Here is a 21,919-nt window from a genome sequence, read left to right as displayed (position 1 = left end):
ACACCATGCCCGAGCCGAGTCGCCGCCGCCGGATGCTCGTGCTCGCGATCTGCTGCATGAGCCTGCTGATCGTGAGCATCGACAACACGATCCTCAACGTCGCCCTCCCCTCCGTGCAGCGCGACCTGCACGCGAGCACGTCCGGGCTCCAGTGGGCGGTCGACGCGTACACGCTGGTGCTGGCCGCGCTGCTGATGCTCGCCGGCTCCACGGCCGACCGGATCGGCCGCAAGCGGGTCTTCATGACGGGCCTGGTCGTCTTCACCCTCGGCTCGCTGCTGTGCTCGCTGGCGCCCGACCTGTCGTCGCTGGTCGTCTTCCGGATGATCCAGGCCGTGGGCGGCTCCATGCTCAACCCGGTCGCCATGTCGATCATCACCAACACCTTCACCGACGCGCGCGAGCGCGCCCGCGCGATCGGGGTGTGGGGCGCGGTCGTCGGCATATCCATGGCCGCCGGTCCCCTGGTGGGCGGGCTGCTCGTGGAGTCGGTCGGCTGGCGCTCGATCTTCTGGGTCAACCTCCCGGTGGGCCTCGCCGCCCTGCTGCTCACCCTGCGTTTCGTCCCCGAGTCCCGCGCGCCGAAGGCCCGCCGCCCGGACCCGCTGGGCCAGCTGCTGGTGATCGTGCTGTTCGGCTCGCTGACGTACGCGATCATCGAGGCGCCGAACGCCGGGCTCACGGCGGTCCTGCCCTACGCCGCGCTGGCGCTCGCCGCGCTCACCGGCCTGCTCGTCCACGAACCCCGGCGCGCCGAACCCCTCATCGACCTGCGCTTCTTCCGTTCGGCTCCGTTCAGCGGGGCGACCGTGATCGCGGTCAGCGCCTTCGCCGCGCTGGGCGGCTTCCTGTTCCTGTCCACGCTGTACCTGCAGAACGTGCGGGGGCTGAGCGCCCTGCACGCCGGGCTGTGGATGCTGCCGATGGCCGTGCCGACCTTCCTGTGCGCCCCGCTGGCCGGGCGGCTGGTCGGCAGCCGGGGGCCGCGGCTGCCGCTGCTGATCGCGGGCGGCGCGCTGACGGTGAGCGCGGTGCTGTTCGCCGCCTTCGAGGCCGAGACGTCGAACGCCACCCGCTTCCTCGGCTACGTCCTGTTCGGCATCGGCTTCGGCTTCGTCAACGCCCCCATCACCAACACCGCCGTCTCCGGCATGCCGCGCGCCCAGGCGGGGGTCGCCGCCGCCGTCGCCTCCACCAGCCGGCAGCTCGGCCAGACGCTGGGCGTGGCGGTGGTCGGCGCGGTGCTGGCGGCGGGCGTGGGCACCTCGTCGTACCGCGACACCTTCGTCTCCGCCGCCCGCCCCGGCTGGTGGATCCTGACCGCCTGCGGCCTGGCCGTCCTGCTCCTCGGCGCCCTCACCACCGGCCCCTGGGCCCACCGCACGGCCCAACGAACCGCCACCCGCCTGAAAACCCCCGACCCCCGCGAGGCGGCCCGATCAGCCTCGTAAGCAACGCGCCCCAAAAGGGGCGCGGGGAACTGCGCGCCCAACCCCCACCCGCCCGCACCCCACACACCACCGCCACCACCCCAAAGGGGCGCGGGGAACTGCGCGCTCAGCCCTCACTCACCCGCACCAAACACCCCACCGCCACCACCCCAAAAGGGGCGCGGGGAACTGCGCAACCACCCCCCACCCACCCGCACCCGACACCCCACCGCCACCGAACACCCCCCACCCCCACCCAAGCCGCCGCTCAGGCAACCGCCCCCCGCCCAACCCCCGGCAGCCTCTCCGCCACCGTCGGCCAGTACTTCACCACCGCCTCCTCCACCGCGGGCAGCGCCCGCTGCCCCGCCAGCGCCAGGACGATCGCCGCGACCACGCCCGCCCAGGCCAGCGGCCCCAGCGGCGTGCACCCGAAGAGCTGGCTGGCCCCCGGCGTCTGCACCAGCGCGACCAGCGCCGCGGCGGACCCCAGCGAGGTCACCTGGACCAGGCGGCTGCCCCGCCGGTCGGCGAGGGTCTGGGCGAGCTGCGTGCCGACCACCGCGCACAGCGCCATCGTCGTCGAGCGCCGCCCCGTACCCGGCGTGAACCGGCCGAAGAGCCAGGCCGCGGTCGCGCCGAGCGCCGTGGTCAGGGCCCGGTGCCGGATCTGCCGGATCAGCGGCTCGCCCAGCACCGCCGCACCGAGCGGCGCGCCCGCGTCGGCGTCCTCCTGCTCGGGGTCCGACGTCTCGGTCACCGCCACCGCCATCGCGGGGAACAGGTCCGTGAACAGGTTGACCAGCAGCATCTGACGGGTGGACAGCGGGGCCGCGCCACCGAGCACCGTGCCGAGGATGCCGAAGCCGACCTCGCCCGCGTTGCCGCCGATCAGGATGGCGATGGCGTCGGCGACGCTGTGCCACAGCGCCCGGCCCTCCCGTACCGCCTCCACCAGGACCAGCAGGTCGTCACCCGTGACGACCAGGTCCGCGGCGTTGCGGGCGGCGGCCGAGCCGCGGGCGCTGATGCCGACGCCGATGTCGGCGGCGCGGATCGCGGCGGCGTCGTTGGCGCCGTCGCCGACCATGCCGACCACCCGCCCGGCGTCCCGCAGCGACTCGACGACCTGGAGCTTCTGCTCGGGCGCCACCCGGGCGACGACGTCCGCGTCGCGCAGCATCCGGGAGCGCGCCGAACGGTCCGCGGCGGCCAGCTCGTCGCCGGTGACCACGACCGCGCCCTCGGGCCAGCCGAGGTCGACGGCGATGGCGTGGGCGGTCTGCGGATGGTCGCCGGTCAGCACCACGGGCCGTACGCCCGCCTCGCGCAGCCCTCGCACCAGCGCCGGGGAGGTCTCGCGCGGCACGTCGGACAGCCCGAGCATCCCCGTGAACTCCAGCTTCCCGGGCTCCTGTTCGAGGACGTCGGCCGCCTTCTCGCCCTTGCGCAGGGGACGGCTGGCGACGGCGATGATGCGCAGCCCGTCGCGGGCCATCCCCTGCGCCACCTCCGTGACGTGCGAGGGCAGGTCGGCGCAGGCGGGCAGCACGGTCTCCGGGGCGCCCTTGACCACCAGCACCGGCGCCCCGTCGCCGTCCCGTCCGACGGCGGCGGCGTAACCGCGCGAGGTCTCGAAGGGCAGGCCCTCCTCCTGGGCCCACTCCGGGTCCGGGCCCGCGGCGTCGAGTACGGCCTCGTCGGTGGCGTGGGTGGGGCGGGCGCCGTCGCCGCCCAGGCGGGGGCAGGCCCGCGCGGCGATCCGTACGGCGTCGGCGGCGTCCGGGTCGCCCACCTTGCGGACCGTGCCGTCGGCGCCCGCGATCCGGGTCAGCCGCAGCTTGTTCTCGGTGAGCGTGCCCGTCTTGTCGAAGCAGATGGTGTCCATCCGGCCCAGCGCCTCCAGCGTGCGCGGGGTGCGGACGAGGACGCCGTGGCGGCTGAGCCGGCGGGCCGCCGCCAGCTGCGCCACCGTCGCCACCAGCGGCAGCCCCTCGGGCACGGCGGCCACCGCCACCGACACCCCGCCCGCGACGGCCTGCCGGATCGGCGTCCCGCGCAGCAGCGACAGCCCGGTCACCGCCGCCCCGCCCGCGAGGGTGAGCGGGAGGGCCTTGCGGGTGAGTTCCTGGAGCCTGGCCTGCACCCCGGCCGCCGAGGGCGTGCGGGCGGCCAGCGAGACCGCCCGCGCGGACTCGGTGTGCTCCCCCGTGTCCACGACGACGGCCTGGGCGCGGCCGGCCACCACGGTGGTGCCCTCGAAGACCATGCAGTGCCGTTCGGCCACGGGGGCGTTGGTCACCGGGTCCACGCTCTTGTCGACCGGCAGCGACTCGCCGGTGAGGGCCGACTCGTCGACCTCCAGGCCGTCCTCCCACAGCAGCCGGGCGTCGGCGGGCACGACGTCGTCCGCCTTGAGGTCGATGATGTGGCCCGGGTGCAGTTTGGCGGCGTCCATGACGCGCGGCTCGGCCGACGGGTCGTGCGTCTCCTCCTCGGCGACCCGCGCCTTCTGCTTCTGCTGCGCGAGCAGCCCGGACAGCGCCCGTTCGGCACGCAGCCGCTGGAAGCCGCCGACCAGCGCGTTCAGGTCGAGGGCGCCGACGACGAGCAGCGCGTCCATCACGGAGCCGAGGATGGCCTCCGCCGCCGAACCCACCGCCAGGACCGGAGTGAGCGGATCGTCCAGTTCGCCCCGTACCGCCTGGCCGAGCTGCCACGTCCACTTCACCGGCGCGAGGACGGGCACCCGGCCCGCCCGGTCGGCCGCCGCGCGCGCCCTGGCCGTCAGCTGTTCGGCGAGGGACGGTTCCGGCTCCTTCTCCCGTGCCAGGCGCTCCCGTACGCCGGAGGGGTCGAGGGTGTGCCAGGCCACCCGGGCCCTCGGGTGCGGGGCGCGGGCCATCGCCACGCCGAGCGCGGCGCGCGTCCCGGACAGCAGGGCCACCGCCGCGCTCACGTCGACGGGCGCGTGCCGCAGCCCGGGCAGCAGGGAGCCGGCGAAGCCCCGCCGGCCCTCGCGCGCCTCGCCGACCGCCACCAGCAGCCCGGACAGCGCGGCCCCGGACCGGGCCAGCGTCTGCGACCGGCGTCCGGTCGCGCGGGCCTTCGGCACCGCCCGCAGCAGCCGCCACACGTCGGCGAGCCCCTGCGCGGCGATGACGTCGGCGCCCCACGCCACCGGGCAGTCCCCGTCGGCCAGGGCGACGGCCACGTCCCCGCCGAGCAGCCCGTCGGCCATCGTCTCGTCGTCGCCGGGCAGCGGCCGTACGACCGTGATCACGCCGCCCTCGGGGCGCAGTTCGTCCACGACGTCCCGCAGGGGGCGCCGGGCGCTGACCACCTGGTCGGCGAGGCCGGTGAAGTCGGCCAGCGCCGGATCCTCCACCATCACCACGCGCAGGCCCGCGCGCCGCGCCGCGTCCAGCACGTCCTCGGTCCACGGGTCCGCGCCGGCCCCCGGCACCCGCAGCGCGCTGGGGTGCAGGACGACGGTGGCGGCCATCTCCAGCTGGCGCAGCCGTTCGGGGTCGCGCACGAGCACGCCGGTGCGGGACAGCGCGGCGCTCAGTACGGCGTGGAAGGCGGCGGGCCCGTAGCGGGCGGCCTTGGGCGAGCCGGCCAGCACCGCTTCGGCGGCCTCCGTCACGTCGTGCTTGACCAGCAGCGTCGCCACCGCGCCCGCCACACTGCCGGTCGAGGCGTGGGCGGCGTACTCCTGGGCCGGGGAGGTGCGCAGCGGCGGGCGCGGGACGGGCCGGGCGGGCAGGCTGCCGCGGCCCGGGGCGCACAGCTGGTCGTGAACGACCTCGAAGGCCGCCGTCCGGGTCACCGCCTCCGTGAGCTGGCAGACGCGCAGCGCCCCGTCCAGCACCAGGGAGGCGGGGCTCTGCCCGGCGCCGTGGACGGCCGCGTTGGCGGCGGCCAGGGTGACGTCCATGGCCTGGGCGCCGAGGCGCTCGCGCAGCCAGGCGCGGAACGTCGGGTTCTCGCGCAGCAGCGTCGCCACGGCGGTGACCAGGCGGGGCGTCGGCGGCAGCCGCAGGCGTGCGCCGGTCACGGCGGCGGCGATGCCGAGCAGGTCGGCGCCGAGGGCGGTCGCCGCGACCCGTACGGAGGCCGGGTCGCCCGGGTGGGCCAGTTCCTCCACCCCGTCGTCCCCGCCGCCCCCGTCGTCCGCCCGGGTCAGACCGTGCTGTGCGGCGACCTCGGTGGCCCGGTCCACCACGCGGTCGGTGAGGGCCTCCTCGGTCGCGGTCACCACGAGCCGGGCGAGGCCGGTGTCCCAGTAGGCGAGCAGGACGTCCGGGTGCTCGGCCAGCACGGCCGCCACCCGCCGCGCCACGCGTTCCGTGCCGCCCGCCCGTTGCACCTTCCGTGTCGCGTTCCGTGTCGCGGCCGGCCGCAGCGCGAGGTGCGCCCGGTGTCCGGCCCGCCAGTCGGCGGTGTCACCGCCGGGCAGCGCGGCGCGGGCGACCCGGGCCGCCCGCGCGGCGAAGTCGGCACCGCGCACACCGGCCCGCGCGGTGCCCGCCACGGCGCCGGCCGCGACGCCCACGGCGGGCGCGGTGCCGCGCGCGAGCAGCCGCGGTCCGGCCAGGACGATCCCGGTGACGGCTGACTGGGAGCGCGTGAGAAGTCCACCCACCATCGCTGCTTCTCAGCCCGCCTTCCGCGTACGCGCGGCCGTCTTGCGGCTCCGGCCGCCGGACGCGGAGGTGCTCTTGGCGCCGGACGCCGAGGTGCTCTTCTTGGGCCGGGTGGAGGACGCCTTGGCGCCGCCCGAGCGCTTGGTCCCGCCGGTCCCGCTCTTGGCCGACGCGGACCGCTTCGCCGCGGGGGTGCTCTTCGTCGCGGAGGCCCGCTTCGTGGTGGCGGACTTCTTCGTCGCGGCGCTCTTCTTGGCCGCGGTGCTCTTCCCGGTCGTCGCGGCGGAGGTGTCCTTCGCCGCCGCGGAGGTCTTCTTCGCCGCCGCGGAGGTGGTCTTCCGCGTGCTCGCGGATGCCTTCTTCGCCGCCGCCGAGGTGGTCTTCTTCGCGTCGGCGGTGGTCTTCTTGGCGTCGGCGGCGGTCTGCTTCGCGCCCGAGGCCGTCTGCTTCCCGGCGGCCGTGGTGCCCCCGCGGGTCTTCCCGGCGTCCGACTTGCCGCCGTCCTGGAGCACCCGCGCGGCCTCCGCCTCCGGCGACTCCTGCGGGCGCGGCCGCGTCAGCCACGCCACCGCCGCCCCGGTGGCCGCCACCGGCCACTCCACCAACCCGGCGATGCCCAGCACTCCGGCACCCGTGTACACGAGCGCGCGCCGCCCGCGCGGCGACACCGCCCCGATCCTGTCCAGCGCGCCCTCGGCGGCCCTGCCGACCGTCCCGGCGCCCGGAACCTTCCGCAGCGCCGATGCGGCCGCGTGCAGCGGCCTCGGGAGCGTCTGCGCCGACTTCTGCTCAGCAGCCATGACTGTTCGACCTCGCCCTGTGCAAGCTTGTGCAAGCTGGTGGAAACCCTGGGAATCTCACCTTCCGCATATCTCCGGGTTCCCGCACTTCGGGCACTCATCCCGACGGGCTCGCCACGTACTCCAAGCGAGGGAAACGGCCCGCGACGCCGAACGCCCACCCCTCACCCGGGCGAGCCGGGTGAGGGGTGGGCGTTCAGTGGGCGTGGGGCGTGGGCCGAACGGTCAGCAGCCGAGCAGCCGCGAGGCCAGGTACCCCTCGATCTGGTCCAGCGACACGCGCTCCTGCTTCATCGTGTCGCGCTCGCGCACGGTCACCGCGTTGTCGTCGAGCGTGTCGAAGTCGACCGTCACGCAGAACGGCGTACCGATCTCGTCCTGGCGCCGGTAGCGGCGGCCGATCGCGCCGGCGTCGTCGAACTCGATGTTCCAGTTCTGCCGCAGCGCCTGCGCGAGCCCCTTCGCCTTCGGCGACAGCTCCGCGTTGCGGGACAGCGGCAGCACGGCGACCTTCACCGGGGCCAGCCGCGGGTCGAGCCGCAGCACGGTCCGCTTCTCCATCTTGCCCTTGGCGTTGGGCGCCTCGTCCTCGACGTACGCGTCGAGCAGGAAGGCGAGCATCGCGCGCCCGACACCGGCCGCCGGCTCGATGACGTACGGCGTCCAGCGCTCGCCGGCCTCCTGGTCGTAGTAGGCGAGGTCCTGGCCGGATGCCTTGGCGTGCGAGGACAGGTCGTAGTCGGTGCGGTTGGCGACGCCCTCCAGCTCGCCCCACTCGCTGCCGCCGAAGGAGAAGCGGTACTCGATGTCGGCGGTGCGCTTGGAGTAGTGGGAGAGCTTCTCAGCCGGGTGCTCGTACCACCGCATGTTCTCCTCGCGCATGCCGAGGCCGGTGTACCAGTTCCAGCGCTGCTCCATCCAGTACTCCTGCCACTTCTCGTCCTCGCCCGGCTTGACGAAGAACTCCATCTCCATCTGCTCGAACTCGCGGGTGCGGAAGATGAAGTTGCCGGGCGTGATCTCGTTGCGGAAGGACTTGCCCATCTGGGCGATGCCGAACGGCGGCTTGCGGCGCGAAGTGGTCTGCACCTGGGCGAAGTTGGTGAAGATGCCCTGCGCGGTCTCGGGCCGCAGGTAGGCGACGGAGCCGCTGTCCTGGGTCGGGCCGAGGTGGGTGGAGAGCAGACCGGAGAACTGCTTGGGCTCGGTGAAGGTGCCCTTGTTGCCGCAGTTGGGGCAGTTGAGGTCGGCGAGGCCGTTCTCCGGGGCCCTGCCCTTCTTCTCCTCGTAGGCCTCCTCCAGGTGGTCCGCGCGGAACCGCTTGTGGCAGGAGGTGCACTCGGTCAGCGGGTCCGTGAAGGTGGCGACGTGACCGGAGGCCACCCAGACCTCGGGGGCCAGGATCACGGACGAGTCGAGACCGACGACGTCCTCGCGCGAGGTGACCATGTAGCGCCACCACTGGCGCTTGAGGTTCTCCTTGAGCTCGACACCCAGCGGACCGTAGTCCCAGGCGGCGCGCTGGCCGCCGTAGATCTCACTACAAGGGAAAACGAAGCCACGGCGCTTGCTCAGGCTGACGATGGTGTCGATCTTGTCGGCGGCCACGGTGCTCTCTTCATTACGACGACGGGCGACGAAGCGAGATGCTTCCAGCGAATGCTTCAGGTTACCGGCGTGGGCCGCCCCTCGACCAAATCGGGGGCCCCACCGACGTATCGGCCGTTAGTTGACAACGGTTTCCATATTTGTTGAAAATGAATGCCATGAACGTACGACGACGCCGCATATCCGGCATAGCAGTCACCGCGGCCGCCGCGCTCGGCCTCGGGACCCTCTCCGCCTGCTCCAGTGACAGTGAGGCGGCGGGCAACACGGACAAGTTCGACGTCGTCGCGTCGTTCTACCCCATGGCCTTCCTCGCCGAGGAGATCGGCGGTGACCACGTCAACGTCACCAGTCTGACCCAGCCCGGCCAGGAGCCGCACGACCTGGAGATCAGCGCCAAGCAGCGCGCGCAGCTGGAGGAGACCGACGCGGCGCTCTTCCTGAAGGGCCTGCAGCCCTCCGTCGACGAGGCCATCGCGCAGTCCGGCGCCAAGACCAAGATCGACGCGACCACGCTGACCTCCCTGGAGGAGCACGGCACGGAGGCCGGCGGTCACACCCACGAGGACGAGCACGCCCACGAGGGCGAGCACGCCGAGGAGGAGCACGGCCACGACCACGCCACCGAGGGCGGCAAGGACCCCCACATCTGGCTCGACCCGGTCAAGTACGCCGAGGTCGCCGAGGGCGTCGGCAAGGCCCTCCAGAAGGCCGACCCCGACCACGCCGCCGACTACAAGAAGAACACCGAGGCCCTGCTCGGAAAGCTCGACGAGCTGGACACGAAGTTCGAGACCGGCCTGAAGGACACGAAGACCAAGGTCTTCATCACCACGCACGCCGCCTTCGGCTACCTCGCCGAGCGCTACGGCCTCACCGAGGAGGCCATCAACGGCCTCGACCCCGAGTCCGAGCCCAGCGCCGCCCGGGTCAAGGAGCTGGCGAGGACGGCCAAGGAGGACGGCGTCTCCACCGTCTTCTACGAGACGCTCGTCAGCGACGAGACCGCCAAGACCGTCGCCAAGGACGCGGGCCTCAAGACGGACGTCCTCGACCCGGTCGAGGGCATCACCGACAAGTCCCGCGGCGACGACTACATCCAGGTCATGGAGGCCAACCTCAAGGCCCTCCAGGCGGCCCTGGGCGCCAAGTGAGCACCACGTCAGTACGGAGGACCTCGTGACCGAGCCCGTCATATCCCTGCGCGGCGTCCGCGCCGAACTCGGCTCACGCCCCGTCCTGCGCGGCATCGACCTCACCGTGGCACGCGGCGAGGTCGTCGCGCTGCTCGGCGCCAACGGCTCGGGCAAGTCCACCGCCGTGCGCACGGTCATCGGCCAGGTGCCGGTCACGGCCGGGGAGATCGAGCTGTTCGGCACCCCGAGGCGCCGTTTCGGCGACTGGGCGCGCGTGGGCTACGTCCCGCAGCGCACCACGGCCGCGGGCGGCGTCCCCGCCACGGTGACCGAGGTGGTCTCCTCCGGCCGCCTCTCCCGCGCCCGCTTCGGCATCCTGCGCAGGGCCGACCGCGAGGCCGTGCGCCGGGCCCTGGAGCTGGTCGGCATGGCGGACCGCGCCAAGGACTCGGTGGACGCCCTCTCCGGCGGCCAGCACCAGCGGGTGCTGATCGCCCGCGCGCTCGCCGCCGAACCCGAGCTGCTGATCATGGACGAGCCGATGGCGGGCGTCGACCTGGCCAGCCAGGAGGTGCTGGCCGAGACCCTGCGCGAGCAGGTCGGGACCGGCGCCACCGTCCTCCTCGTCCTGCACGAGCTGGGCCCCCTGGAGCCTCTCATCGACCGGGCCGTGGTGCTCCGCGACGGCTGCGTGCTGCACGACGGCCCGCCCCCGAAGGCGGTCGGCCAGCACGCGCTGCCCGGCCACGACCACGTACACCCGCACGCGCCGGCGGGCGCCGAACCGATCCGCACGGGACTGCTGAGCTGATGGAAATCCTGAACTACGCCTTCATGCAGCGCGCGCTGCTGGCGGCCGTCCTGGTCGGCATCACCGCCCCCGCCGTCGGCATCTACCTGGTCCAGCGCCGCCAGGCCCTCATGGGCGACGGCATCGGCCACGTGGCGATGACCGGCGTCGGCCTCGGCTTCCTGCTCTCCTGGTCCCCGGTGTGGATGGCGACCCTCGTCTCCGTCCTCGGCGCGGTCCTCATGGAGCTGATCCGCTGGTACGGCAAGACCCGCGGCGACATCGCCCTCGCCATGCTCTTCTACGGCGGCATGGCCGGCGGCGTGATGTTCATCAACCTCGCGCCGACGGGCTCCAACGCCAACCTCACCTCGTACCTCTTCGGCTCCCTGTCGACGGTCTCCGAGTCCGACGTCACCGCGATCTGCCTGCTGGCCGCCTTCGTGGTCCTCGTCACCCTGGGCCTGCGCCGCCAGCTGTTCGCCGTCAGCCAGGACGAGGAGTTCGCCCGGGTCACCGGCCTGCCGGTGCGCGCGCTGAACCTGCTCACCGCCGTCACCGCCGCCGTCACCGTGACGGTCGCGATGCGTGTCGTCGGGCTGCTGCTGGTGTCGGCGCTGATGGTGGTCCCGGTGGCCGCCGCCCAGCAGCTCACCCGCTCCTTCGCCGCCACCTTCGCCGTCGCCGTGGCCATCGGCGTCACCGTGACGATCGGCGGCACGGTCACCTCGTACTACCAGGACGTGCCGCCCGGCGCGACGATCGTGCTGCTCACCATCGGCGCCTTCGTCCTGCTGACCGCGCTGGCCGCGCCCCTGGCCCGGCGACGCGCGCGGGCGGCCGGCGCGGCGGGGCCCGCCGCCGATCCGGCGGAGTGCAGGATTCCGGCCACCAGGGGGAGCACCGACGAGATCGGCGTCTGACCGCCGCCCTGCCGGGCTGGCACAATGGCCCGGCAAGCCGCAGACGTGAGGAGGAATCCGGTGACGACCGCTGGACCGCCCGTGAAGGGCCGTGCCACCCGGCAGCGGGCCGCCGTGTCGGCGGCCCTCCAGGAGGTCGAGGAGTTCCGCAGCGCTCAGGAGCTCCACGACATGCTCAAGCACAAGGGCGACTCGGTCGGGCTCACCACCGTCTACCGCACTCTGCAGTCCCTCGCCGACGCCGGCGAGGTCGACGTCCTGCGCACCGCCGACGGCGAGTCCGTCTACCGCCGCTGCTCCAGCGACGACCACCACCATCACCTGGTCTGCCGCGCCTGCGGCAAGGCGGTCGAGGTCGAGGGCCCTGCCGTGGAGAAGTGGGCGGAGGCCATCGCCGCCGAGCACGGCTACGTCAACGTCGCGCACACCGTGGAGATCTTCGGCACCTGCGCCGACTGCGCGGGTGCCTCCGGCGGCTGAGCCGAGGGGGCCGGGCTGCGCCCGGGCCCCCCTTTCATCGGCCTGAACGGCCTCGTCCTCAAACGCCGGACGGGCTGGAGTCTTCCGTCCCCTCCATCGCGAGCAGCTCCTCGTTGGGGATCGCGCCGCCGAAGCGGCGGTCCCGGGAGGCGAACTCCAGACACGCCCGCCACAGGTCACGCCGGTCGAAGTCCGGCCACAGCACGTCCTGGAAGACCATCTCGGCGTAGGCGCTCTGCCACAGCAGGTAGTTCGACAGCCGCTGCTCCCCGCTCGGCCGCAGGAAGAGATCCACGTCCGGCATGTCCGGGTAGTACAGGTACTTGGCGAGCGTCTTCTCGTTCACCTTCGACGGGTCGAGCCGCCCGGCCCGCACGTCCTCGGCGAGGGCCTGCGCCGCGTCGGCGATCTCGGCGCGCCCGCCGTAGTTCATGCAGAAGTACAGCGTCAGCCGGTCGTTGTCCTTGGTCTGCTCCTGGGCGACCTGCAGCTCCTTGGCGACCGACTTCCACAGCTTGGGCATCCGCCCCACCCAGCGCACCCGGATCCCCAGCTCGTCGAGCTGGTCGCGGGTCTTGCGGATGAAGTCCCGGTTGAAGTTCATCAGGAAGCGCACCTCGTCCGGCGACCGCTTCCAGTTCTCGGTGGAGAAGGCGTACAGGGAGATGTTCCTGACGCCCATCTCGATGCCGCCCTGGAGCACGTCCAGCACCCGCTCGGCCCCGACCTTGTGCCCCTCGGTGCGCGGCAGCCCTCGCTCCTTGGCCCAGCGCCCGTTGCCGTCCATGACGATCGCCACATGCTCCGGGACCAGCTCGCCGAGCCTCGGAGGCCGCGCGCCGGACGGATGCGGCTCCGGCGTCCTGTACTCCCGGCGCTGACGCCCCAGGATCCCGCGTACGGCCATGTGTCTCTCGTCTCCTCGTGCTGTTGGTGTTGCCAGGTCGCTCTAGGACGTTCTAGGACTTCTCGACGTACCGCAGGGAGCGCAGGCCGCGCTCCAGGTGCCAGTGCAGGTACGCGGACACCAGCCCGCTGCCCTCCCGGACGTACCGGGGCTCGCACGCGTCCGCGGTCCCCCAGTCCCCCGTGAGCAGCGCCCCGAGCAGTTCCAGGGCCTGCGGCGAGGGTACGACGCTGCCGGGCACCCGGCAGTCGACGCAGACGGAGCCGCCCGACCCGACCGAGAAGAACCGGTTCGGACCGGGCATCCCGCACTTCGCGCAGTCCCCGAAGGTGGGGGCGTACCCGTTCACGGCGAGGGAGCGCAGCAGGAACGCGTCCAGCACGAGGTTCGGCGCGTGCTCGCCCCGGGCGAGGGTCCGGAGCGCGCCGACCAGCAGCAGGTACTGCTGCACCGCCGGCTCGCCCTCGTGGTCGGTGAACCGCTCGGCCGTCTCCAGCATGGCCGTCCCGGCGGTGTACCGCGCGTAGTCGGTCACGATCCCGCTGCCGTACGGCGCGATGGTCTCGCTCTGCGTGCACAGCGGCAGCCCGCGCCCGACCAGCTCGCTCGCCTTCGAGAAGAACTGCACGTCCACGTGCGAGAACGGCTCCAGCCGCGCCCCGAACTTCGACTTCGTGCGCCGCACCCCGCGCGCCACGGCGCGTACGCGACCGTGACCGCGCGTGAGCAAGGTGATGATCCGGTCCGCCTCACCCAGCTTCTGGGTGCGCAGCACGATGCCGTCGTCGCGGAACAGACTCATGCCGCCCATTCTCGCGCATGCTTCAAGGCACCTCGCCCCGGCTCCGGGCGTTGGTGTACGCCATCGCCGCGCTGAGCCGCTCGGCCGGGGTGGCGTGGCGTACGTCACCGGGCTCGGCGTCCCACTCCCTGCCACCGCCGTACGGCCGCATCTGGACGTACGGCCCCTCGTGGCCCATGACCATGCCGACCCGGCCGTCGCGGGTGTCGACGGCGTACGACCCGACCGGCGGCGTCCTCATCGCAGCACCGCCGCGAGGCGCTGCGCGGTCTCGACGGAACACCGCCCCAATTCGATGAGTGGACAGGGTGCCTCCCGCGCGAGACTCACCGGGTCGATCCCGAGGGAGGGAAGAGTAATTCCTGCCCCGGCGAGTGCTGCGCGCAATTCTTTCACCACTACCTCCGCTTCTTCGACGCAGTGCGCCGAGTGCCGTGCCTCCACGGTGTTCCCCTTCCCTTTACGGTTTCACTCTTCGTGTCCCCAGAATGCCGTGCGGTGACTACACTCGGCTGGAGTCCGTGCACTACAAGTGCGGGTCAGTGCTGGGGGTTTGGTCATGGCCAACGGTTCACGGCAGGCAGCGTGGGAGTTCTTCGGTGCGGAGCTGAAACGCCGGCGCGAGGATGCCGGAATCACTCAAGTGGAGCTGGGTGCGCGGGTTTTCGTGTCCGGGGGATACATCGGCCAGTTCGAACAGGCAATTCGGAAGCCGCAACTGGACGTGGCCCAGCGGATTGACGAGGCGCTACAAACCGACGGTATTTTCGAGCGGTTGTGCAGGAAGCTGATTGACGATCCTCGGTATGCGGATTACTTCGCCCACGTGGTGGAGCTGGAGCGGCTGGCCACACGGATCTGCGAGTTCGCGCCGACGGTGGTGCCGGGCCTGCTCCAGACCAGGGAGTACGCGCGCGCGGTCACGATCGCCGCGAACCCGTTCAAGCCGGACTCCTACGTGGACGAGATCGTCGCCGCGCGCCTGGAGCGGTCACTGATCCTCGACGACGCCACAAGGCCCGAGTATTGGGTGGCGCTGCACGAGACCGTGCTCCGCGTGCCGGTGGGCGGGCCGCAGGGGATGGCGGCGCAACTGGACCACATCGCAGGGTTGATGCGGGAACGCACGGCAGTGGTGACGGTGTTGCCGTACGCGGCCGGGGCGCATGCGGCCATGACCGGAGATCTGAGACTCATGGAGTTCGAGGACGCGCCTCCGGTCGCCTATACAGAGACGTCGTTTTCGGGAACGCTGGTGGACGAACCGGCCGTGGTGAAGCGGGCGCAGCGCGCATACGATCTGCTCAGGGTCGCCGCGCTGTCGCCGGAGGCGTCCCTGGCCCTGATCGAATCGGCGGCGGAGGACTTCAGACGATGCGCGAGTACGACCTGACCAACGCCCGCTGGACCAAGAGCAGCTACAGCAACGGCGAGGGCGGCAACTGCGTCGAGGTCGCGTACGACTTCCCCGGCGCCGCCCGCTGGCGCAAGAGCAGCTACAGCAACGGCGAGGGCGGTAGCTGCGTCGAGGTCGCCGACGGAGTCCCCGGTGTCGTCCCCGTGCGGGACAGCAAGGTGGCCGGGGGGCCGGTGGTCGTCGTGGGGTCGGGGGCCTGGACGGAGTTTGTACGGACCGTTGGGGCCGCCCGCTTCCTTGCCAGTGTCGTGCCTCCGCGACCCGAGTAAAGGGCGCTGCGCGTCGCCTTCGGCGATCGGCCTGCGGCCGACCCTTGACTCGGCTCGCTCCGGCACGAGGGAGAAGCGAGCGAGCGGCCCGGAAAACGGGTGGCCGAACCGGGTTCACGATCAGCCGCCCGCCACCCCGCACCCGGCGCCGACGGTACGCGCTCGCGCCTCGCACGCACGCCGGGCAGGCTCAGCGGCCAACCGCCGGTGGGCGGCTCGCAACGCAACGGCCGAGTGACGGCACGCCGCCCGGGTACGGCGGCCGCGCCACCTCCCACGGCTCCCCCTCCGCTCCCTCGGCCGCCCCGGGAGCGGCGTCTCTACCGAAAGCGTGAACACTTCGCCTCCCACTGTCACCATGGCGCTCACATGAGCGTCTCGATGACATTTCTCCGTCATCCGTTCACGTCTCCCCGAGAGACCACTCCCCTCCACCCCACCCCCTTTTCCGGCCCATCCCCCCTTTCAGGCCCATCTCACCCCCCCCTTTCCGGACTGAGGGTTGGCCGCCGAGACGGCGCGGCGTGCCGCCACCCGCCCAGCGCGCGCACGAACCGCCCCACCCCACCCACCGCAAGCCGCTGAGCCGGCCCGGCGTGCAGGCGAGGCGCGAGCGCGTTCCCGGACGCCGGGGGCCGGGCAGCCGGTGTAAGGGACCGACGTACCTGGACACCCGCTTCCCCCGGGCCGCCCGCTCGCTTCTCCCGCGTGCTGGAGCGAGCCGGGTCAAGGGGCGGCCGCAGGCCGATCGCCGAAGGCGACGCGGAGCGTCAGCGGAGCGCCCTTGACGCGGCTCGCGGAGGCACGACACTGACGAAGAAGCGGGCGGCCCCACGGCCACTTCACAGTGGGCGGTCGGGAGAGGGCGCCAGGGGGCACCCTGAGTCGCCGTACTGGGGTAATCCCCCCTGGATTTCAGGTTGTTGCCCGGATGGGGCGAACCCCCCGCCTCCGCGAGGCTCGTCCCATGACGCAGCGCACCCGCACCATCCGCAACGCCGCCATCGCCGGCGTGTCCACCGCCCTCCTCCTCGGCATCACCGCGCCCCTGACCGCCACCGCCTCCACGGCCCCGGACGGAGCGGCGTCCGAGCCCCTCGCCTGGACCGCCTGCGAGGGCACCGGACTCGACCCCCGCCAGCAGTGCGCCACCCTCGAGGTCCCGATGGACCACGCCGACCCGGACGGCCCCCGCATCGACATCGCCGTCTCCCGTATCCCGAGCGAGAACCCGGGCGCCCGGCGCGGCACGCTCCTGCTCATCCCCGGCGGACCGGGCGGCTCCAGTATCAACGACCCCTCGGGGAAGGGGCAGAAGCTGCCGCAGGAGGTACGGGACGCCTACGACCTCGTCGGGTTCGCGCCGCGCGGCCTCGCGCCGTCCACGTCCGTCAGCTGCGGCCTGGAGCACGGCGACCTCGCCACCTCCAGACTCCGCCCCTGGCCCGCCCCCGACGGCTCGGTGGACGGGAACATGACCACCGCCCGGCGCATGGCGGACGCCTGTATCCGCAACGGCGGCGAGCTGATCAAACACCTCAGCACCGCCAACGAGGCCCGCGACCTCGACCGCCTCCGGGCCGCGCTCGGCGAGCGGAAGCTCTCCGCGTGGGGGACGTCGTACGGGACGTACGTGGGAGCCGTGTACGCGCAGTTGTTCCCGCACCGCACCGACCGGCTCGTGCTGGACAGCGTCGACGATCCCGACCCCGCCCGCGTCAACCGCGCCTGGCTGGCCGGGCACGAGCAGGGCGTCGAGGACACCTTCCCGCACTTCGCGGCCTGGGCGGCCCGGCCCGGCAACCCCGACCGCCTGGCCGCCCGGGCCGCCGACGTACGGCCGATGTTCCTGCGGCTCGCCGCCCGGCTCGACCGGGAGCCGATCCCGTGGCCCGGAGCCAATCCGGCGGAGCTGAACGGCAACGTGCTGCGCCAGACCATGCTGGACAGCCTCTACGCCCCCAGCCGCTACCCGACGCTCGCCCGGCTGATGCGGGCCGCGCGGGAGGGCACCGTGCCGCCCGCGCCCCAGGCGCCGCCCGAGGCCGTGCTACAGAACGTCACCGCCGTGGGCGCCGGGACGCTGTGCAACGACGTGGCCTGGCCCAAGGAGCAGGGCGTGTACGAGAAGGACGTCGCCGAGAGCCGCGCCGAGTACCCGCTCACCGCCGGGATGCCCCGCAACGCGATGCTGTGCGCCGCCTGGCCGTACCCGCCGCGTGAGGCGCCCGTGCGGATCACCGACGAGGGGCCGTCCAACATCCTGCTCGTGTCGAGCGAGCGGGACGTCGCCACCCCGCTCGCCGGCGCGCTGAAGATGCGGGAGGCGCTCGGGCGGCGGGCGGTCCTGGTCACCGTGGACGCCACCGGCCACAACCCGTACCTCGTCAACGGCAACGCCTGCGGCGACGACACGGCCTCCCGCTTCCTGGCCACCGGGCAGCGGCCGGAGGCGGACACCCACTGCGCCTAGGACACGGCTCCCGGCGTCACCAGGCCCGACTCGTACGCCACGATGACCAGTTGGGCCCGGTCGCGCACCGCCAGCTTGCCCATGATCCGGCTGACGTGGGTCTTGGCGGTCAGGGGGCTCAGCCCCAGGGCGTCGGCGATCTCGGTGTTGTTGAGGCCGCGCGCGACCAGGGTGAGCACCTGGCGCTCGCGGTCCGACAGGCAGTCGGGGCCGCCGGCGCCCGGCACCGGGGTGGAGGGGCTGCGCAGGAACCGCTCGATCAGGCGGGCCGTCGGGCCGGGCGACAGGAGCGCGTCGCCCGCCGTCACGGTGCGTATGGCGTCGAGGAGTTCGGCGGGCCTCGTGTCCTTCACCAGGAATCCGGAGGCGCCCGCGCGAAGGGCCTCCACGATGTTGTCGTCGGTGTCGTAGGTGGTGAGGACGAGCACCTTCACGCCCGCGAGGTCCTCGTCGGCCGCGATGAGCCGGGTCGCCTCGATGCCGTCCAGGTCGGGCATGCGGACGTCCATGACGACGAGGTCGGCGCGTGCGGTGCGGGCCAGTTCCACGGCCTGGCGGCCCGTGCCCGCCTCGCCGACCACCTCCATGTCCGGGGCCGACGCGACGAGCAGGGCGAACGCGGCCCGGACGAGGTTCTGGTCGTCCGCGAGCAGCACGCGTATGGTCATCCGTCTCTCTCCGGGGTCACGGCGGTCAGGGGCATGGCGGGCGGCTCGGGTGCCGGGGCCGCCGTGGGGGCCGGCAGTACGGCCGTCACCGCGAAGCCGCCGCCCTGGGCCCGCGGCCCGGCGTCGAGTGTGCCACCCACGCTGCGGGCCCGCTCCCGCATGCCGACGAGGCCGAAGCCCGGCGTTCCCCTCGGGTCGGGGCCGGTGCCGTCGTCGGTGACCGACAGGCGCAGGGCGCCCCGCTCGGCGTGCACCGCGACGCGGACGGACGGTGCGGGCCCCGCGTGGCGTACGGCGTTGGTCAGCGCCTCCTGCACGATGCGGTAGGCGGCGGCGCCGACCGCGGGCGGGACGTCGTCGGCGCGCACCGACAGGTCCACCCGGGCTCCGGCCAGCCGGGCGGCCTCCGCCAGGTCGGGCAGGCCGTGCAGTCCGGGCAGGGGGCCGCGGGCGTCGCGGGTGTCCTGGTCCCGGAGGACCTCCAGCGTCGTGCGCAGTTCGCCGCGCGCGCTGCGGCAGGTCTCGGCGATGTCGTCGAGGGCCTTGGCGACGGCGGCCCGGTCCAGGCGCTCGGGATCGGCCGTCAGGACGTGGGCGGCGACCGAGGTCTGCACGCCGATGAGGGTGATGCTGTGCGCGAGCAGGTCGTGCAGGTCCCGCGCGACGCGCAGGCGCTCCTCGGCGACGCGGCGCCGGGCCTCCTCCTCGCGGGTGCGCTCGGCGCGCTCGGCGCGCTCGACGATGGAGGCGACGTACTGGCGGTAGTAGCGGACGTCGACACCGGCGAAGAGGATGGCGATCACCCAGCCGGAGATGCGGATCAGCTCGATGGCCTGGTGGGTGTTGACGGTGAGCATGATGCTCACGGACACGGTGAGGACCGCGACACCGGTCAGGATCGTGCGCAGGGGCCGTCCGGTGACGGCGAGCGTGTAGAGCGCCACGTAGGAGGCGGGGCCGGCCGCGGCGTGGTTGTTGTCCAGGGCGTGGTAGGGCCCGACGAGGGCGACGACCGTCGCGAGCACCAGCAGCGGGTGCCGGCGCCGCCACACGATCGGGACGTGCGCCGCGACCAGCAGGGTCCAGCCGAGCGCGTCCGGACGGCGGTCCTCGTCGGTCAGCAGCGCCAGGCACACGGCACCGGCGAGGAGGACCGCGGCGAGCACGGCGTCGTTGCGGGTGCCGTGCGGGGCGGTGCGCGGATCGCGGTTGACGGCGGCCATGATCCGCTCGCCGACGCGGGGGCGGGACGCTGCCCGGGTGGTTGCCTGCACCCGCCCATCCTCCGCGACCGGCGCGCCCCTCCGGGAGGGGAGGGGCGCACTCCGGTCACCGGGCACGTCAGACACCGACGGACTCCCGCTCGCGGGCCGGCGCCGGCTCCTCGGGCGCCCGGGACAGCCGGCCAGGCCACCACACCCGGCGCCGCAGGACCACGCTCGCGCTGGTGACCAGGTAGGTGCGGACGAGGAAGGTGTCGAGGAGGACACCGACCGCGATGACGAAGCCCAGCTCGACCAGTTGCACCATCGGCATGTTGGTGAGCACCGCGAAGGTCGCCGCGAGGACCAGCCCGGCGGAGGCGATGACCCCGCCGGTGGTGCGCAGCGCGGTGAGCGCGGCCTCGGTGGGTTCGGCGCCGCGCAGGGACTCCTCGCGCATGCGGTGCATCAGGAAGATGCCGTAGTCCACGCCGAGGGCCACCAGGAAGACGAAGGACAGCAGACCGAGGCCGGGGTCGGTGCCCTCGAAGCCGAGGAGAGGCCCGAAGACCAGGCCGCCGATGCCGAGGGCCGCGCCCCACACGGCGACGACGGCGACGACCAGGATCAGCGGCGCCACCAGGGACCGCAGGAGCACCACCAGGATCAGCAGCACCGACAGCAGCACGATCGGGACGACGATGGCGGTGTCCCGGGCGTTGGTGTCCTTCAGGTCGATCTGCTGGGCGCTCGGGCCGCCGACGTAGGAGCCGTCGAGCCTGTCGCGCAGGGCCTCGATGGTGGCCGTCTCGGCCGCCGACTCGGGCGGGGCGGCGGCCAGGACGGTCAACTCGGTCCAGCCTCCGCCGCCGCGGCCCTTCTCGGCGCTCTCGACACCGCGGGTCTCGCGGGCCTCGGCGAGGACGGCGTCGGCGCGGCCGGTGGGGGCGATGACGGTGATGGGCCGGGTGCCGCTCTCCGGGTAGGCGGCGGCGAGGGTCTCCATCGCGGCGATGGCGTCGGGCTTGGTGGTGAAGGAGTCCTCCTGCTTGAGGGAGCCGGGCAGGGCGAACGTGCCGAGGGCCAGCGCGCCGAGCAGGACCGCGCCGCCGACGAGGACGGTACGGGGGCGGCGTTCGGCGGAGCCGCCCATCGCGGTGAACAGCGACCGGCGGGCCTTGGGCGGGCTGCCGTGGTGGGGGACCAGCGGCCAGAAGACGCGGCGGCCGAGGAGGACCAGGAGGGCGGGCAGCAGGGTCAGCATGGCGGCCAGCGCGCACAGCACGCCGACGGTGCCCAGCGGGCCCATGCCCCGGCTGGAGTTGAGGTCGGCGGCGAGCAGGCACAGCAGTCCGGCGGCGACGGTGCCGGAGGAGGCGAGCACGGCGGGCCCGCAGCCACGCAGGGCGGCGAGCATGGCGTCGTAGGGACGCTCGAAGCGGCGCAGTTCCTCGCGGTAGCGGGCCACGAGCAGCAGCGCGTAGTCGGTGCCGACGCCGAAGACGAGGATGGTCATGATGCCGGTGCTCTGGCCGGATACCGAGGTGCCGAACCTCTGGTTGAGGCCGTAGGCGACGCCCATCGAGAGGTAGTCGGCGACCCCGGCGACGGAGAGGGGCACGAGCCACAGGAACGGGCTGCGGTAGATGAGGATGAGGAGCAGGGCGACGACCGCGGCCGTGGTGTAGAGCAGCGGGCCGTCGAGCGAGTTGTAGACCTCGGCGGCGTCGGTGGCGAGCGCTCCCTCGCCGCCCACGTCGACGTTCAGTCCCCCGCCGCCCTCGGCGACGTCCCGTACGGCGTCGACCAGTGCGTCGCGGGCCTCCTCGTCCTGGCCGGGCTCGGTGCTGGCGACCGGGTACATGAGCGTGGTGCCGTCCTTCGACGGAATGCCCGCCGGGCGGTCGGTCAGCCGGTGCGCGGACGCGATGTCGGCGATCTGGCCGGCGGCGGTGGCCCTGTCGGCGGCGGTCAGCCCGCCCTCACGGTGGTAGACGACGACCATCTCGGTGGCCCCACCGCCCGGCAGCCGGTCCTGGATCTCGGCGACCTGGGTGGAGTCGGCGCTCGCCGGCAGGTAGTCGACGGGCCGGTCGCGCTGCACGTCCGACAGTTTCGACGCGAACGGCGAGGCCATCGCCAGGACGGCGATCCACAGCCCGAGCACCACCCAGGGCACGGCCCGCCGCCGCCCCGCGCCGCTCGCCCCGCGTGTCCTTGCTGCCCCCATGTGACGGGCCTCCTCCGGTCGGATGTCTGGTCGGTGTCTCCAGACTTCCGGCGACGGACCGCCGACACGTCGCGCGGGAGGGCGAGTTGCCGGTTACTGCCCGGGGTGACACACGGCGGCCGCTACTCCCCGGGG

General features: G+C 73.3%; 17 protein-coding genes. 8 read left to right on the top strand and 9 right to left on the bottom strand.

Translation table 11 applies throughout. The annotated features are described in order from the left end of the window. Window positions 1-5: 5 nt before the first annotated feature. Window positions 6-1,451: an MFS transporter gene (locus tag ACFIF2_RS06280; protein WP_395571490.1), complete on the top strand. Its 1,446-nt coding sequence runs from the start codon at window positions 6-8 to the stop codon at window positions 1,449-1,451. Between the two features lie 247 nt (window positions 1,452-1,698). Here the strand turns inward: ACFIF2_RS06280 and ACFIF2_RS06275 are convergent, their stop codons facing one another. The 3 genes from ACFIF2_RS06275 to ACFIF2_RS06265 form a co-directional block, all read right to left on the bottom strand. Continuing rightward, window positions 1,699-6,081 (bottom strand): HAD-IC family P-type ATPase, encoded by a 4,383-nt coding sequence (locus ACFIF2_RS06275; protein WP_395571489.1) that lies wholly within the window; start codon window positions 6,079-6,081, stop codon window positions 1,699-1,701. 9 nt (window positions 6,082-6,090) lie between these two features. Then, complete coding sequence (locus ACFIF2_RS06270) at window positions 6,091-6,879, bottom strand: hypothetical protein (protein WP_395571488.1); 789 nt, start codon at window positions 6,877-6,879, stop codon at window positions 6,091-6,093. 225 nt (window positions 6,880-7,104) lie between these two features. Further along, a complete protein-coding gene (locus ACFIF2_RS06265; RefSeq protein ID WP_395571487.1) occupies window positions 7,105-8,487 on the bottom strand; it encodes a glycine--tRNA ligase in 1,383 nt (460 codons plus the stop codon). 158 nt (window positions 8,488-8,645) lie between these two features. Between ACFIF2_RS06265 and ACFIF2_RS06260 the strand changes: the two genes are divergently transcribed. Genes ACFIF2_RS06260 through ACFIF2_RS06245 form a run of 4 tightly spaced genes read left to right on the top strand, consistent with a single transcriptional unit; the run spans window position 8,646 to window position 11,816 of the window. Next, window positions 8,646-9,641: a metal ABC transporter substrate-binding protein gene (locus ACFIF2_RS06260; protein WP_395571486.1), complete on the top strand. Its 996-nt coding sequence runs from the start codon at window positions 8,646-8,648 to the stop codon at window positions 9,639-9,641. Window positions 9,642-9,666: 25 nt separating this feature from the next. Further along, the gene (locus ACFIF2_RS06255) at window positions 9,667-10,434 is read left to right on the top strand and encodes a metal ABC transporter ATP-binding protein (protein ID WP_395571485.1); all 768 of its coding nucleotides are present in this window, start codon (window positions 9,667-9,669) and stop codon (window positions 10,432-10,434) included. Next, the gene (locus ACFIF2_RS06250) at window positions 10,434-11,336 is read left to right on the top strand and encodes a metal ABC transporter permease (RefSeq protein WP_395571484.1); all 903 of its coding nucleotides are present in this window, start codon (window positions 10,434-10,436) and stop codon (window positions 11,334-11,336) included. The genes ACFIF2_RS06255 and ACFIF2_RS06250 overlap by 1 nt, the downstream gene beginning before the upstream one ends. A 60-nt stretch (window positions 11,337-11,396) precedes the next feature. Beyond that, window positions 11,397-11,816 carry a Fur family transcriptional regulator gene (locus ACFIF2_RS06245; protein ID WP_395571483.1) on the top strand — a complete coding sequence of 140 codons (420 nt, stop codon included), beginning with the start codon at window positions 11,397-11,399 and terminating at the stop codon, window positions 11,814-11,816. Window positions 11,817-11,874: 58 nt separating this feature from the next. Here ACFIF2_RS06245 and ACFIF2_RS06240 read toward each other — a convergent pair whose 3' ends face one another. From ACFIF2_RS06240 to ACFIF2_RS06230, 3 genes are read right to left on the bottom strand one after another with little or no spacing between them, the layout of a single operon-like run. Then, a complete protein-coding gene (locus ACFIF2_RS06240) occupies window positions 11,875-12,723 on the bottom strand; it encodes an isoprenyl transferase (RefSeq protein ID WP_395571482.1) in 849 nt (282 codons plus the stop codon). A 52-nt stretch (window positions 12,724-12,775) separates the two neighbouring features. Then, window positions 12,776-13,525, bottom strand: coding sequence for a DNA repair protein RecO (recO, locus tag ACFIF2_RS06235; RefSeq protein WP_395571481.1), 750 nt, complete (start codon window positions 13,523-13,525; stop codon window positions 12,776-12,778). 22 nt (window positions 13,526-13,547) lie between these two features. Then, window positions 13,548-13,766, bottom strand: a complete 219-nt coding sequence (locus tag ACFIF2_RS06230) for a hypothetical protein (RefSeq protein ID WP_395571480.1) — start codon at window positions 13,764-13,766, stop codon at window positions 13,548-13,550. Between the two features lie 318 nt (window positions 13,767-14,084). Here ACFIF2_RS06230 and ACFIF2_RS06225 point away from each other — a divergent pair, with 318 nt between their 5' ends. From ACFIF2_RS06225 to ACFIF2_RS06215, 3 genes are all read left to right on the top strand, one after another. Next, window positions 14,085-14,918 (top strand): helix-turn-helix domain-containing protein, encoded by an 834-nt coding sequence (locus ACFIF2_RS06225; RefSeq protein WP_395571479.1) that lies wholly within the window; start codon window positions 14,085-14,087, stop codon window positions 14,916-14,918. Beyond that, window positions 14,900-15,211 carry a DUF397 domain-containing protein gene (locus ACFIF2_RS06220; protein WP_395571478.1) on the top strand — a complete coding sequence of 104 codons (312 nt, stop codon included), beginning with the start codon at window positions 14,900-14,902 and terminating at the stop codon, window positions 15,209-15,211. The genes ACFIF2_RS06225 and ACFIF2_RS06220 overlap by 19 nt, the downstream gene beginning before the upstream one ends. Window positions 15,212-16,178: 967 nt before the next feature. After that, a complete protein-coding gene (locus tag ACFIF2_RS06215) occupies window positions 16,179-17,684 on the top strand; it encodes an alpha/beta hydrolase (protein WP_395571477.1) in 1,506 nt (501 codons plus the stop codon). On the opposite strand, the gene ACFIF2_RS06210 is transcribed toward ACFIF2_RS06215, so the two are convergent. The 3 genes from ACFIF2_RS06210 to ACFIF2_RS06200 all read right to left on the bottom strand — a co-directional run bounded on the left by ACFIF2_RS06210 (window position 17,681) and on the right by ACFIF2_RS06200 (window position 21,784). Beyond that, complete coding sequence (locus ACFIF2_RS06210) at window positions 17,681-18,352, bottom strand: response regulator (RefSeq protein WP_395571476.1); 672 nt, start codon at window positions 18,350-18,352, stop codon at window positions 17,681-17,683. The two genes, ACFIF2_RS06215 and ACFIF2_RS06210, sit on opposite strands and share 4 nt — an antisense overlap. Then, window positions 18,349-19,575 carry a sensor histidine kinase gene (locus ACFIF2_RS06205; protein WP_395571663.1) on the bottom strand — a complete coding sequence of 409 codons (1,227 nt, stop codon included), beginning with the start codon at window positions 19,573-19,575 and terminating at the stop codon, window positions 18,349-18,351. The genes ACFIF2_RS06210 and ACFIF2_RS06205 overlap by 4 nt, the downstream gene beginning before the upstream one ends. A gap of 118 nt (window positions 19,576-19,693) precedes the next feature. Beyond that, the gene (locus ACFIF2_RS06200) at window positions 19,694-21,784 is read right to left on the bottom strand and encodes an MMPL family transporter (RefSeq protein ID WP_395571475.1); all 2,091 of its coding nucleotides are present in this window, start codon (window positions 21,782-21,784) and stop codon (window positions 19,694-19,696) included. Between the last annotated feature and the right edge of the window lie 135 nt (window positions 21,785-21,919).

It is taken from the genome of Streptomyces sp. BK79 (assembly GCF_044142145.1).
Taxonomy (GTDB): domain Bacteria; phylum Actinomycetota; class Actinomycetes; order Streptomycetales; family Streptomycetaceae; genus Streptomyces.
This window is presented reverse-complemented; position numbering and strand designations above follow the sequence as displayed.